The 13422-nt window shown below is 74.5% G+C and carries 11 protein-coding genes; 3 read left to right on the top strand and 8 right to left on the bottom strand.

All coding sequences use genetic code 11. The annotated features are described in order from the left end of the window. Nucleotides 1–120: 120 nt before the first annotated feature. The 4 genes from BLW85_RS12410 to BLW85_RS12395 all read right to left on the bottom strand — a co-directional run bounded on the left by BLW85_RS12410 (nucleotide 121) and on the right by BLW85_RS12395 (nucleotide 4526). Nucleotides 121–723 (bottom strand): DUF4126 domain-containing protein, encoded by a 603-nt coding sequence (locus tag BLW85_RS12410; protein WP_070028715.1) that lies wholly within the window; start codon nucleotides 721–723, stop codon nucleotides 121–123. Nucleotides 724–1010: 287 nt separating this feature from the next. Continuing rightward, complete coding sequence (locus tag BLW85_RS12405; protein WP_070028601.1) at nucleotides 1011–1640, bottom strand: TetR/AcrR family transcriptional regulator; 630 nt, start codon at nucleotides 1638–1640, stop codon at nucleotides 1011–1013. A gap of 47 nt (nucleotides 1641–1687) precedes the next feature. Then, nucleotides 1688–3772, bottom strand: coding sequence for a YhgE/Pip domain-containing protein (locus BLW85_RS12400; protein WP_074992070.1), 2085 nt, complete (start codon nucleotides 3770–3772; stop codon nucleotides 1688–1690). Then, the gene (locus BLW85_RS12395) at nucleotides 3759–4526 is read right to left on the bottom strand and encodes an ATP-binding cassette domain-containing protein (RefSeq protein ID WP_074992069.1); all 768 of its coding nucleotides are present in this window, start codon (nucleotides 4524–4526) and stop codon (nucleotides 3759–3761) included. The genes BLW85_RS12400 and BLW85_RS12395 overlap by 14 nt, the downstream gene beginning before the upstream one ends. Nucleotides 4527–4692: 166 nt before the next feature. On the opposite strand from BLW85_RS12395, the gene BLW85_RS12390 reads away from it, so the two are divergent. From BLW85_RS12390 to BLW85_RS12380, 3 genes are all read left to right on the top strand, one after another. Next, nucleotides 4693–5256 carry an SAV_6107 family HEPN domain-containing protein gene (locus BLW85_RS12390; protein ID WP_070028714.1) on the top strand — a complete coding sequence of 188 codons (564 nt, stop codon included), beginning with the start codon at nucleotides 4693–4695 and terminating at the stop codon, nucleotides 5254–5256. A gap of 134 nt (nucleotides 5257–5390) precedes the next feature. Beyond that, complete coding sequence (locus BLW85_RS12385; protein WP_070028598.1) at nucleotides 5391–6218, top strand: class I SAM-dependent methyltransferase; 828 nt, start codon at nucleotides 5391–5393, stop codon at nucleotides 6216–6218. A 288-nt stretch (nucleotides 6219–6506) separates the two neighbouring features. Next, nucleotides 6507–6893, top strand: a complete 387-nt coding sequence (locus tag BLW85_RS12380; protein WP_070028597.1) for a DUF3040 domain-containing protein — start codon at nucleotides 6507–6509, stop codon at nucleotides 6891–6893. Nucleotides 6894–7268: 375 nt separating this feature from the next. On the opposite strand, the gene BLW85_RS12375 is transcribed toward BLW85_RS12380, so the two are convergent. The 4 genes from BLW85_RS12375 to BLW85_RS12360 all read right to left on the bottom strand — a co-directional run bounded on the left by BLW85_RS12375 (nucleotide 7269) and on the right by BLW85_RS12360 (nucleotide 13064). Continuing rightward, nucleotides 7269–9638 (bottom strand): transglutaminase TgpA family protein, encoded by a 2370-nt coding sequence (locus BLW85_RS12375; protein ID WP_074992068.1) that lies wholly within the window; start codon nucleotides 9636–9638, stop codon nucleotides 7269–7271. A gap of 247 nt (nucleotides 9639–9885) precedes the next feature. After that, nucleotides 9886–11244, bottom strand: a complete 1359-nt coding sequence (locus BLW85_RS12370; RefSeq protein WP_074992067.1) for a DUF58 domain-containing protein — start codon at nucleotides 11242–11244, stop codon at nucleotides 9886–9888. Next, on the bottom strand, nucleotides 11244–12272 hold the full coding sequence (locus BLW85_RS12365; protein ID WP_074992066.1) for an AAA family ATPase: 1029 nt from the start codon (nucleotides 12270–12272) through the stop codon (nucleotides 11244–11246). The genes BLW85_RS12370 and BLW85_RS12365 overlap by 1 nt, the downstream gene beginning before the upstream one ends. 243 nt (nucleotides 12273–12515) lie before the next feature. Then, complete coding sequence (locus tag BLW85_RS12360; protein WP_070028593.1) at nucleotides 12516–13064, bottom strand: beta-class carbonic anhydrase; 549 nt, start codon at nucleotides 13062–13064, stop codon at nucleotides 12516–12518. Between the last annotated feature and the right edge of the window lie 358 nt (nucleotides 13065–13422).

Genomic DNA, 13422 nt, shown 5'->3' with positions numbered 1-13422 from the left:
CTGGTGCCGGGGCGTCGTGCCCGTCCGCCGGAGGCAGGCCGCCGGCGTTCATGTGACCGCGCCCGGTGCCGCGTTCCGTGACGGCGCCTCGGCGCCGGGCCGCCACGGCCCCGGCGCGGCTCAGAACGGGCGGGGAGCCGGTCCGCGGGCCTGGCGGCGGCGGGCGCGGCGGCGCAGGAAGCGCCGGATGCGGGAGACCAGGAAGTACAGCGCGACCAGTCCCGCGGCCAGCAGCGCGGCCGCGACGACCGCCGCCGCCCAGGGATGGAACAGCGCGAAGGAGACCAGCCCGGCGACGCCCAGGTCCTCACCGATGCTCAGCGCGATGTTGCTGAACGGCTCCGGCGAGGCGTTGACCGCCATCCGCGTCCCCGCCTTGACCGAGTGGCTGGCCAGCGCCGTCGCACCGCCGACCGCCGCGGCGGCCACGTCCGAGAGGGAACCGCCGTGCCCGGCGAGCAGCGCGCCCACCCAGGCGCCCGCGGCCGGCCGGACGATGGTGTGCACCGAGTCCCACACCGAGTCGACGTACGGGATCTTGTCCGCGGCCGCCTCGCACAGGAACAGCACGCCCGCGACGACCAGCACCTCGGGGCGCTGCAACGCCTGGGGCACCTCGTCGCTCACCCCCGTCACGCCGAACAGGCCGAGCAGCAGCACCACCGCGTAGGCGTTGACGCCGCTGGCCCAGCCACTGGTGAAGACGAGGGGAAGCACGGACACGCGGCCGATCGTAGCCAGGCCGCGGCCCACGCGTCCTGGGCCCGCGCACGCAGACGTGAGTATCCGTACCTAGCCCCCCGGATGAGTAGCCGCACGGATGGGCCGGGCCCGGCGCGGACGAGACAGTGGAGGCACGGCAAGGGGGCGCGGCCCGGCACCGCCGGCACGGGGCGGCGGAACGGCGCCCGCCGCCCGGCCGTACCAGGGGGAAACACGGGGGAGCACGGGGGAACGCCGAAGGCGCCGGTCCGGCAGCGGACCGGCGCCTTCCGCGTCTCGCCGCCGGGTCAGACCCTCCCGCTGACCCGGCCCTGGAGCAGCCGGGACAGGGCCGCGTGCACATCGTCCAGGGAACGCTCGGGCTGGAAGGACTTCCAGTCCAGCGCGGCCACCAGCACCATGCCCACCAGCGCGGCCGCCGTCAGCTGGACGTCGATCTCGTCGCTGAACTCGCCGGCCGCCACGCCCTCGCGCAGCACCCCCTCGACCACCGCGACGGCCTGCCGGCGCACCACCATCAGCGTGGACTGCCAGGCGCGGTTGGTGCGCCACAACTCGGCCACGTAGAGCTGGGTGAAGGCGGGGTAGCGGTCGATGAACACCAGGCCGGCGCGGATCATCGCGTCCAGCGCGTCCACCTTGCCGCCGCCCGCGCTCGCGGTCCGTTCCGCGGCCTCCCGCAGGGAGGCGGTGAGCAGGCCGACCCCGTGCCTCAGCAGCTCCTCGAAGAGGACCGACTTGCTCGCGAAGTTGTAGTACACCGTGCCCTTGGCCACTCCGGCCCGCTCGGCGATCTCGTCCACCGTGGTCGCGGAGAAGCCCTGCTCGGCGATGAGCGTGACGGCCGCCTCGTAGAGCTTCTGCCGGGTGGCCTCCCGGCGCGTGCTGCCGCCGGACCTGGCGCTGCTGCTTTCCATGGCACCGATTCTCACAGGTCCGAGGCCCTGCCGGGCCCGTCCGCGGGTCACAGGCTCAGCTCCGGGTGCAGCCGGTCCAGGGTCCACACCTGCCGGCGCCGGGCCGCGAGCGCGGTCAGCGCGAGGGCGCCCGCGGTGAACGCGGCCAGCACCGCGCACGCCTGCCACACCGGGCCGAGCCCGCCGCCCGTGATCAGCCGGCGCAGCGCCGCCACGATGTAACTCATCGGCAGATACGGGTGGATGGCGTTGAAGAAGCCCGGGCTGGTCTGCACCGGATAGGTGCCGCCCGCCGAGGTCAACTGGAGCATCAGCAGGGCGAGGACCAGGATCCGGCCGGCCGCGCCGAAGCGGGCGTTGAGCCACTGCACGATCGCCGCGAAGCACGCGGTGACTAGGAACAGGAAGCCGATCGTGCCCGCCCCCCGCAGCATCCGCAGCCCGATCGCCCAGTGCAGTACGGCCATCAGCGCGCCCACCTGGAGGACGCCGACGGCGACCACCGGCAGCCAGCCCGCGAACGCGATCCGCCAGGCCGGCGAACCGGCCGCCAGGGCACGCCGGTTGAGCGGCGGGATCAGCATGTAGGCCACCATCGCGCCCACCCACAGGGACAGCGGGATGAAGTAAGGGGCGAACCCGGTGCCGTAGTTGGGCGCCTTGTGCAGATCGTGGGAGGCCAGCTGGACCGGGTCGGCCATCACGCCGGTGCGCTCGTCGCGGTCGTGCTTGTCGTAGTCGGGGATCTTCTTGGCGCCGTCGTGCAGTCCGCCGGCGAGCCGGTCGGAACCGTCGGCCAGTTTGTACAGGCCGCCGTTGAGGCTCTGGGCGCCGGTCTCGGCGGTGCCGATGCCCTTGTCGAGGGCGGTCGCGCCGGTCTGGGCGGTGCCGATCCCGGTGTGCAGCTTCTTGGCGCCGGTGGCGACCTTCTGCGCGCCGTCGTTCAGTTCGTTGATCTTCTTGACCGCGTCGTCGACGTCCTCGGAGAGGTGGGGCGCGGTCCGCTGGAGGGCGCGGGCCTGCTTGCGCAGGGTGCCCAGGTCGGCCCGCATGGCGGTCAGGTCGCCGTTCTGGTCGGCGATCAGGGTGTTGAGGTCGTCGGCGACACCGGCCACGTCCTCGGCGGCCTGCTCGGCCTTCTTCAGCTGGGGGCAGAAGGGGTCGGGGACGGTGGCGGTCGCGCAGCGCGCGTGGTAGAGGTCGGCGAGGACGGTGGCGGACAGCCGGGCGTTCTTCGCGGCCTGCGGCGCGTGCGCCACCAGCGCGTCGAGGTTGTCCTGGACGGCCTTGGCCGAGTCGGCGACCAGGCCGGCGGTGTCGCCGATGGTCTTCTCGTTGTCCTTGAGGAACGGACCGGCCTCGGCGTAGACGCCGTTGACCTTGTCGGCGAGCGCCTGGGTGCCGTCGGCGACCTGGCGGGAGCCGCTCTGCAGGTCACCGGCGCCCTTGTTCAGCTTCTTCAGGCCCTTGGCCAGCTTGCCGCTGCCGCTCTTGGCGTCGCCGAGCCCGTCGGCGAGGTCCTTGGAGCCCTTTTCCGCCTTCCCCAGGCCGGAGTTGAGCTTGTCGGCCCCCTCGGCGGCCGTGACGGTCTTGTCGTGGATGCCGGAGAAGGAGATGAAGATCTTGTCCAGGAAGCTCCGCGACGCCTTGGTGGACGCGGCGGTGCGCACCTCGTTGAAGACGGTGCGGGAGATCTGCCCGACGATGTAGTTGTTGGCGTCGTTGGTGCGCACCTGGAGGGCGCCGGTCTCCGGGGAGTCGCCGGAACTGGAGGCGACGCGCTCGCTGAAGTCGGCCGGCATGGTCAGCGACAGGTAGTACGTGCCGTTCTCGACGCCCTCGCGGGCCTCGGCGTCGCTCACCTCGTGCCATTCGAAGCTCCGGCTGTCGCGCAGCCCGGCGACGATGTCGTCGCCCGCGGTGATCTTCCGGCCGTCCGCCGTGGCGCCCTTGTCGTCGTTGACCAGGGCCACCGGGATGCGGTCCAGGCGGCCGTAGGGGTCCCAGAAGGACCACAGGTACAGGGCGCCGTAGAGCAGCGGGAGCACGAGCAGGGCGACGAGGGCGGCGCGGGGCAGCTTCCCGCGTCCGAAGCGCCGCAGTTCGAGGGCGGCCAGCCTAGGCGAGCGCATCGGCGTCCTCCTTGGGGTCGTCCGGCCGCGCGGCCGTCTCGTGGGGGTCCTCGGCGCCCTGGCCGGCGCCGTGGTCCGTGCGGACGGTGACGCAGTCCCCGGGTGCGGTGCGGCTCACGGCCAGGACCGTCGTCCCGGCGCGCGCGAGGGAGCGCAGCGTCTCCCACACCTCGGTGCGTTCGGCGTCCGACAGCTTCATGTCGAGGTCGTCCACGCCCAGCAGCCGGGGCCCGCCGACGAGGGCCAGCGCGACCGACAGGCGCACCTCCTGCACCCGCTCCAGGTCGCGCACGGCCGTCCGGGAGCCCTTGGGCAGCGACTCCAGGTCGAGCCCGGCGGCGGCGAGTGCCGCGTCCACCCGCAGCCGCGCCTCGTGCGAGCGCCCGGCCCGGGGGTGCAGCATCTCGCGCAGCGAGTCGCCGAACCGGCGCTGGAGCAGGGCCCGTTCGCGCAGGTGCTCGCCGACGGTCAGGGCCGGCTCGAGGTCCGTCACCCCGGCCACGTTGGCCGGCGCGCTGACACGGCGCACGGCCGCCATGTGCCGGGGGAGTTTGGAACCGGCGACGGTGGCCACTCCCTCGGTGGGCTTCATCCGTCCGGTGAGCGCGAGCAGCAGACACGTACGGCCGGAGCCGGACGGTCCCTCGATTGCGATCAGCGAGCCGGGTTCCGCGTCCAGGGTGATGCCGCGAAAGGCCCACCCCCGGGGTCCCTTCAGCCCGAGGCCCTCGGCCGTGACGTGCGCGCCGTCCACAAGCCCCCCTGTGTGACGTGTCCATTTTTTGCACTGACTGGTCAGTTCAAAACTATGCCCCAACTCCCGCCATGGCAAAAGACCAGGTCGGAACGGATTGTCAGTGGCATACCTCACGATGGGCACATACGGCACCCGTGCCGTCACCGACGACAGGAGGTTCGTCATGGCCCACTCGTCCGCAGCCGCCGCCCGCCGGCGCCGCGCCCTCGGCCCTGCCCCCTCACTGACCGGCCCGGCGAGCGACGTGCACCCCGTCCCGCGCCGGGCCGCGGCCCCGCCCGCCGCCCTCGACCTGCTGGCCCGGGCCCGCGCCGCCCTCGACGAGGCCACCGCCCTGGACACGCCGAACGAGCGCTATGCGACGGCCCACCTCGCCGCCCTGCGCACCGCCGCCGCCGTGCTCGCCGCCCGCGGCCGCGCCGAGACCTCCCCGCGCCGCCGGGCCCGGATCCGCAGCGCCTGGGAAGTGCTCCCCGAGATCGCCCCCGAACTCACCGAGTGGAGCGCCCTGTTCGCCTCCGGCGCCGACCGCCGCGCCCGCGCCGAGGCCGGCATCCGGGACGCCGCGAGCCGGCGGGACGCCGACGACCTGATACGGGACGTGGGGATGTTCCTGCGCCTCGTGGAGCGGATGCTCGTCCTCCAGCCGGTCCTGCCCCAGCCCCGCCGGGACCCCGGCGACCGGGGCGGCCCGCGCGGCCGTGGTGACCTACCGGACGCGGGCTGACCACGGGCGGTGCGTCCCGCGTCCGCCGTACGAGACGGACACGGCCGCGGCCCCCACGATGACCAGGCGGAGCGCCCGAGGCAATAGGGTGGAGTGGCCTGAAGCCGTCCAGCCCTGCCGAGGAGCCAACTGCCGTGTCGGACCCGATGCGCCCGCCCGTCTCCCCCGACCGCCCGCGTACGGCGTCGCTGCGCACCGACCCCTCCCGGTCCCGTGCCTCGCTGCGCACCGCGGTGGTCTCGGAGGTGCTCCAGGACGCCCTCGACCGGCGGGTCAAGGCCACGGGACGGGACGCGCTGGACGTCCTCGACACCGGCGGCGGCAGCGGCAACTTCGCGGTGCCCCTCGCCAGCCTCGGCCACCGCGTCACCGTGGTCGACCCCAGCCCCAACGCGCTGTTCGCGCTGGAGCGCCGCGCCGCCGAGGCCGGCGTCGCCGAGCGGGTCAAGGGCGTCCAGGGCGACGCGCACGGACTGTTCGACGTGGTGGAGCGCGGCGGCTACGACGCCGTGCTGTGCCACGGCGTCCTGGAGTACGTGGACGACCCGGCCGAGAGCATGCGCAACGCGGTCGCCGCACTGCGCTCCGAGGGCGTCGTCAGCCTGCTGGCCGCGGGACTCGGCGGCGCCGTGTTCGCCCGCGCCCTCGCGGGCCACTTCACGGAGGCCCGGCAGGCCCTGACCGACCCCGACGGCCGCTGGGGCGCCGGCGACCCGATGCCGCGCCGCTTCACCGCCGACCAGCTGACCGCGCTGGCCGAGGGAGCGGGCCTCAGGGTGAGCGCGGTGCACGGCGTGCGCGTCTTCGCCGACCTCGTGCCCGGCGTGCTGGTCGACACCGAGCCCGCCGCCCTGGACGCGCTGCTGAGACTGGAGGCCGCGGCGGCCGAGCTGCCCGCGTTCCACTCCGTCGCCACCCAGCTGCACGTGCTGGGCGAGACGCCGGGCGCGGCCGAGCTCTGAGCGCGGTACCCGGTGCGCGGCCCGATGCGCCGCTGATCAGGGCGTCGACGGCGGATGGAGTACACCACAAGACCCCCGATCGTGGGGTTTGCGCCGTATGATCGAGGTACACCACCCGGCATGACGGGTCGGCCACCGGGGAATGGAAGCATCGGCGAGCCGGGACGGCCAGCACGGAATCCGGTTGGTCAATTGGCGTAGAGGGGCGGGTTTCACGGGGGCGATTCCCTGCCTATCCTGAAGGGACCCCCCGGGTCGCCCCGGCGACCGCACGATGAGGAGGACTCCGTGCCGCTCTCGGAGCACGAGCAGCGCATGCTCGAGCAGATGGAGCGAGCGCTGTACGCCGAAGATCCCAAGTTCGCGTCGGCGCTTGAGGGAAGCGGGCTGCGTACGTACACCCGGCGGCGGGTCTACCAGGCGGTCGCGGGCTTCCTCGTGGGTATCGCGCTCCTCATGGCCGGAATGGTCGCCCAGCTGATCTGGGTCAGCGTCGTCGGTTTCCTCGTCATGCTCGGCTGCGCCGTACTCGCCGTGACGGGCTGGCGCAAAGCGCCGAAGCCGGGGGAGCACCCGACGGGCGCCGTACGGCGCCCGGTGCGTGCCAAGCGCTCGATGATGGACCGTATCGAGGAGCGCTGGCAGCGCCGACGAGACGAACAACAGGGCCGCTAGCCCCGCGGCTGCGACAGGACTCTCCCGAGGGGGGTGACCACCGGTGGTCACCCCCCTCGGGCATGCTCCGCCGCGGCCGGCCAGGGGCGTGGCGGCCCGGCAACGGCAGGAAGCCCAGGGGCGCGGCGCGTCTCGGCTGTGGCCGGTAAGCCCAGGAGCGCGATGTGCTCGGCCCCGGCCCGGAAAACACCGCCTCCGGCTACGCCCGGGAAGCACAGGGGCACGCCGTGCCCGGCCCCCGGACCGGAGACCACCGCGCCCGGCCCCCACGCCGGAGACCACCGCGCCCGGCCCCCACGCCGAAGACCAGCGTGCCCGGGGACGAACGGGAAACCGGGGTGGCGGTGGCCCGGGGGAACCCACCGCCACCCCGGGTCACTGATCCGCCGCCCGCCGTACCACGGGCCGCATCCGGGCCGCCCTGGCCCGCAGCGCGGACCAGTGGGCCGACGTCGCCCACAGCAACCGGACCGCCGAACGCGGCAGCAGGCGCGCCCTGAGGCGGGCGCCCCGGCCGGCCGCGGCGTGGAGGGCCCCCGTCGCCCGGCGGACGTCCTCGGCCACGCCCCCGGCCGGCCGGGGCCGAGGCGCGTACAGGACCTGCTCCAGCGCGTCCGCGACGCGGTGCACCGCCGCCTCGGCCGGCCGGTCGAGGCGGCCCAGGCGGACGATCCGCTCGGCGGCGCCGCGCGGGGTCAGCGAATCGTCCGGCGCGATGCCCAGGTCCCAGGCGCTGTCCGTCAGCTCCTGCCAGGCGGCCAGCGTGTGCGCCGCCGCGCCCTGCGCCCCGCGGGCGTGCCCGCCGAGCCGCACCGAACGCATCCGGGCCCGCCACAGCAGCGGCGACAACGGGACCGCGAGCACCACCAGCACGGCCAGCGCGACGAGCGCGAACCACCACGGCCCGGGGCCGCTGCCGCCGCCCGCCGGGACCGCCGCGGCCGACGGCGCGTCGCAGTTCTCCGGCCGGCCCGCGCACGTCCCGTCGGCCGAGGGGGCCGCCGAGGGTGCCGCGGAGCCGTGCTTGGACGGCAGGGACTGGTCCGGCTGCGAGGTGCCGGGCGTGACCGACTGGGTGTACGACGGCACCACGCCCCGGGACGGGGTCGGCTCGAAGCGGGTCCAGCCCACGCCCTGGAAGTACAGCTCGGGCCAGGCGTGCGCGTCCTTCAGGCTCACCGCCACCGAGCCGTCGGCCTGCGCGGTGCCGGGCGCGAAGCCCACCGCCACCCGGGCCGGGATGCCGAGGGTGCGGGCCATCGCCGCCATCGCGAAGGAGAAGTGGACGCAGAAACCCTCCTTCTTCTTCAGGAAGTTCGCTATGGCGTCCGGACCGCCGCCGGCCTCCACCTGGGTGTCGTACTGGAAACCCCCGTCGACGGAGAACCAGTCCTGGAGCCGCACCGCCTCCTCGTAGTGGTTGGCGGCGCCCGCCGTGACCTCGCGGGCGGTCCGTGCCACCACCCCGGGCAGCGTGGACGGCACCCGGGTGAACTCGCGGAGCAGCGCCTTCGGCGGCTCGGGCGCGGCCGCCAGCTGCTGCGCCGTGGGCCGCACGTCCAGGCTGGTCACCTGGTACGTCTTGCCGCGCGTGGTCTGGCCGTGGTCGCCGACCAGCGTCATGCCGGCCGGTTCGTACCGCCAGCTGCCGTCGATGCGCACCCCGCTCGGCGGATAGGGCATCGGCAGCCAGTCCTGCGCGTACCAGTCCGCCGCCCTGACGGTGGTCCGCACGGTGTCCCGCCGGACGTCCGGGCCCAGCCCGAGCGGCGTCGGGAACGTGTTCGGCACGTCGACCACGTGCCGCTGGGCCGGTTTCCAGGTGGTGCCGTCGAAGTCGTCCAGGGAGACGATCCGCAGATACAGGTCGGAGATGTCGGTGCTGGTGGTGCGCAGGGACAGCACCGTGCGGTCGTCGCTGGTGTTCAGGCTGTCGCGCAGCGAGACCAGCGGGTTGACGGCGGAGATCGTGCCCCCGCGGCCGGAGCCCGCGCCGACTCCGGTGCCGGTCCTGCTCAGCAGGCCGCCCTGCATCGCGGGCAGCACGAGCGGCACCAGCAGCGCCACTCCGAGGGCGACCGCGCCGATCCGGCGACCGGTGCGCACCGGGGCCACCACGCCGTCCCGGCCGCCCTCGGCGGGGCGGGACCCGCTGCCGAAGACCCGGCCCCACTGGGCGAGCCGGTCCCGGCCCTCCGCGAGCAGCAGCATCAGATAGCCGCCCGCCGCCACCAGGAACCACAGCCAGTCGGCGCTGCCCTGGGACAGGCCCGCCGCCACCGAGTACAGCGCGAGCAGCGGCAGCCCGGCCGGGGCGGCACTGCGGTAGGTCACCGCGAGCGCGTCCACCAGCAGGCCGATCAGCAGCGCTCCGCCGATCAGCATCAGCCGGATGCCGTCGGTCAGCGGGGCCGGTATCGCGTACTGGCCGACGTCCTGGGAGCCCTGCCGGAGCAGCTCGGCGAAGTACCGGAAGGTGTCCGGGCCGGGGATCAGCCCGGCGAGCGCGTGCCCGCGGGCGAAGACCAGGGTGAGCAGCAGCAGGGTGACCACGGCCTGTGCCGCCACGGTCAGCGGCCGGGCGAGCGGCACCCGCCGGGCCGCCGCGCCCACCCCGGTCTGCACGACCACCAGCAAGATCAGCTCCAGCAGCCAGGACGGGCCGTTCACCAGCGGCAACAGCGCGCACGAGGCCATCAGCGTGGCCGCGGCCGCGCACAGGGACAACCGCGCCCGCCCGCTCATCCCCGTGCCTTTCCGACGACCCGCGCCCGCACCCGCCCGTACACGCCCCCGCCTCCCCGCTCACCACGGCCTGCGCCGCCCGCGTCTCCCCGGCCGGGCGGCAGGACGGCCGTGCCCGTGCCCTTCCGGCAGGGTGCGGGCGAGGCGGCCCGCGCCCTGCTCGCCCCGCACCGGGACGGCCCTGCCGGTGCCCTCCGTGCCGTGGCGCCCGGGGCCGCCCCCGGCCGCCGCGTTCCCGTCCGGCCGCTCATCCGCGCGCCTCCCCCGTCATGGCCGCCAGGCCCGCGCGGTCCCGGTCCGCCCGGCGCCACAGCTCGTCCAGCGGGGCGCCGCGGGGGACGTCCAGGGCCGTCCAGCCCGCCTCGCGCAGCAGTCTCAGCCGCGCGGTGTGCGGGTCGTCCGGGGGAGGCGCCGCGGCGGGCTCGCGGGTCCAGGTGTCCGGGTCGAGGACGAAGGCGAGCGCGCCGCCGCGCCGGTTCAGCTGGGCGACCGTACCGGCCTGTTCCTCGTCCAGGTCGCCGAGGAAGGCGATCAGCAGGCCCTCGCCGCCGTCGCGCAGTGCCTCACAGGCACGGGACAGGTCCTCGCCGTCGGAGTGGTCGATCACCGCGAGGGCGTCCAGCATCAGCCCCGCCGCGTCCGCCGCCTCCTGGCCGCCGGCCGAGAAGCCGTCCGCGCTCTCGCCGGGCACCACGCTGCCGGTGTCCGTCAGCAGCCGTACCGCGAAGCCGCGTTCGAGCATGTGCACCAGCACCGAGGCCGCGCCGGCGACGGCCCACTCGAAGGCCGAGTCGGGGCCCGCGCCCTCGTAGGCGCCGCCCCGGGTGTCCAGCAGCACGGTGCAGCGGGCCCGGCGGGGCTGCTCCTCGCGGCGCACCATCAGCTCGCCGTAGCGCGCGGTGGACCGCCAGTGCACCCGGCGCAGGTCGTCGCCGTAGCGGTAGCCGCGCGGGATCACGTCGTCCTCGCCCGCGAGCGCGAGCGCGCGCTGCCGGCCCTCGCCGTAGCCCCTGGCCTCGCCGCCGAACCGGGCCGGATCCAGCGGGGTCACCCGCGGGATGACGGTGAGGGTGTCGAACGCCGAGAAGGAACGGGTGAGTTCGCACATCCCGAAGGGATCGGTGAGCCGCAGCTGGAGCGGGCCCAGCGGATAGCGGCCGCGCAGGTCCGAGCGGACCCGGTAGGACACCTCGCGGCGGCCGCCCGGCTCCACCCGGTCCAGCACGAACCGGGGCCGCGGCCCGAGCACATAGGGCACCCGGTCCTGGAGCATCAGCAGCCCGGTGGGCAGCCGGGAGACGTTGTCCATGCGCAGCAGGACCCGGGCCTCGCCGCCGGCCGGGACGCGCGCGGGGGAGAGCCGCCGGGTGCCGGAGACCCGGTAGCGGGTGCGGTACAGCACGGCCGCGCAGATCAGCGGCAGCGCGGCCAGCAGCAGCCCGACCCGCAGCAGATCGCTCTGGCCCAGCACGTAGGCGCAGATCGCGGCGGCGATCCCGGCCGCGAGGAAGGAGCGGCCGCGGGTGGTCAGACCGGCCAGCGCGGCGCGGACCCCGCCCGCCTCCCCCTGCTCGGCCGCCGCCCGCTCCGTCCCCCCGGCGCTCATCACAGACCCCGCGGGGGCTGCTGGGGATAGGCCGGGACGCCGTCGAGGCCGCCGTGCCGGCCCGGGGCCGTGGGCACCGGGGTGCGCTGGAGGATCTCCTGCACCACCTGCTCCGCGCCGCGGCGGTTGAGCTGGGCCTGGGCGGTGGGCAGCAGCCGGTGCGCGAGGACGGCCACGGCGAGTTCCCGTACGTCGTCGGGCAGCGCGTACTCCCGGCCCGCCAGGGCGGCGGACGCCTTCGCGGCGCGCAGCAGGTGCAGCGTGGCGCGCGGCGAGGCGCCGAGTCTGAGGTCGGGGTGGGCGCGGGTGGCGGCGACCAGCTCCACCGCGTACCGGCGCACCGGCTCGGCGACGTGCACCCCGCGCACCGCCTCGATCAGCTTCACGATCTCGTGCGCGTGCGCCACCGGCTGGAGGTCCTCCAGGGGGCTGGTGCCGCCGTGCACGTCCAGCATGCGCAGCTCGGCGTCCACGCTCGGGTAGCCGACGGAGACGCGGGCCATGAAGCGGTCGCGCTGGGCCTCGGGCAGCGGGTAGGTGCCCTCCATCTCGACCGGGTTCTGCGTGGCCACCACCATGAAGGGGCTGGGCAGTTCGTAGGTCTGCCCGTCGATGGTGACCTGGCGCTCCTCCATGGATTCGAGCAACGCCGACTGGGTCTTGGGCGAGGCGCGGTTGATCTCGTCGCCGATCACGATCTGCGCGAAGACCGCGCCCGGTTTGAACTCGAAGTCCCGGCGCTGCTGGTCCCAGATGGAGACGCCGGTGATGTCCGAGGGCAGCAGGTCGGGAGTGAACTGGATGCGCCGCACCGAGCAGTCGATGGACCGCGCCAGCGCCTTGGCGAGCATCGTCTTGCCCACGCCCGGGACGTCCTCGATGAGCAGATGTCCCTCGGCGAGCAGCACGGTCAGGGCGAGCCGTACGACCTCGGGCTTGCCCTCGATCACGCCCTCCACCGAACCGCGCACCCGCTCCACCGTGGCGCTCAGCTCACTGAGGTTCGCACGATCGTCATAGGTCGTCACCCGGCCCTCCTCGGCCCGTTCTGCCAGGGCCGGCCCGCACGTCGCGTGGCCGGCCCGCCCGGAACACGGGACACCACGCGGGAACGTTCCGCGTGATGCCTCACCCCGCATTCTTGCCGCCGTTACCGATTCGTGTCACTCGCCTGTGGACAACTGCCCGCACGATGTCGGTCGTACGGGGTTTTCGCCCACGTTTTCGAGTGATGTCGGTACCGGAAGCGGCCGGGCCGGCCGGGACCGCGGTCAGGCGGGGTCGACCTCGCGCAGCAGACCGGTGCGCACGTCGAAGACGAAGCCGCGCACGTCGTCGGTGTGCAGCAGGAACGGCGAGGTGCGCACCCGCTGCATCGACTGCCGCACGTCCTGGTCGACGTCGCGGAAGGCCTCCACCGCCCACGCCGGGCGCTGGCCGACCTCCATCTCCAGGTCGTGCCGGAAGTCCTCGGTGATGGTCTCCATGCCGCAGCCGGTGTGGTGGATGAGGACGACGCTGCGGGTGCCCAGCGCCCGCTGGCTGACGGTCAGCGACCGGATCACGTCGTCGGTGACCACGCCGCCCGCGTTGCGGATGGTGTGGCAGTCGCCCAGCTGGAGGCCGAGCGCGGCGTGCAGGTCGAGACGGGCGTCCATGCAGGCCACGACCGCGACCTTGAGGACCGGACGGGCGTCCATGCCGGGGTCGGTGAACTCGGCGGCGTAGCGCCGGTTGGAGTCGACCAGGCGGTCCGTCACGGTGCCGTCACCGGTTATGGCGCCTTCGGTTCCAGTGGAAGCTGCTGCGGAAGTCGTCATACGCACGACGTTACTGGTCACCCCGGGTGGGGCCCGCTGTGAGAGCGGACAAAGAACGTCATCGCGGCTTGTTGTGAGCTACCCCATAGGGGCGGCAAACGTGGCCCGGACGGGTGAATCCGTTCGAAAGACGGCGCCCGCCGCGAGTCGCTGCGCGACGCGCAGGCCGGTTGATTGACCGCGAGACACCGTGGACTAAAGTGACGCGAAGCGGGAGGCGTGGCCCTCCCCGCTGGTGACAACCCCGGAGACCCGGCACCCGCCCGGACCGTCTCCCCGCGTGCGCGGCGCGTACGTACGGCTCGGCCTCCTCCGCTCCCCGGTCGGCAGACGCTTCCGGCGCCGGCCGCCTCCCCCT

The sequence above is a fragment of the Streptomyces misionensis genome, from assembly GCF_900104815.1.
Taxonomy (GTDB): domain Bacteria; phylum Actinomycetota; class Actinomycetes; order Streptomycetales; family Streptomycetaceae; genus Streptomyces; species Streptomyces misionensis.
This window is presented reverse-complemented; position numbering and strand designations above follow the sequence as displayed.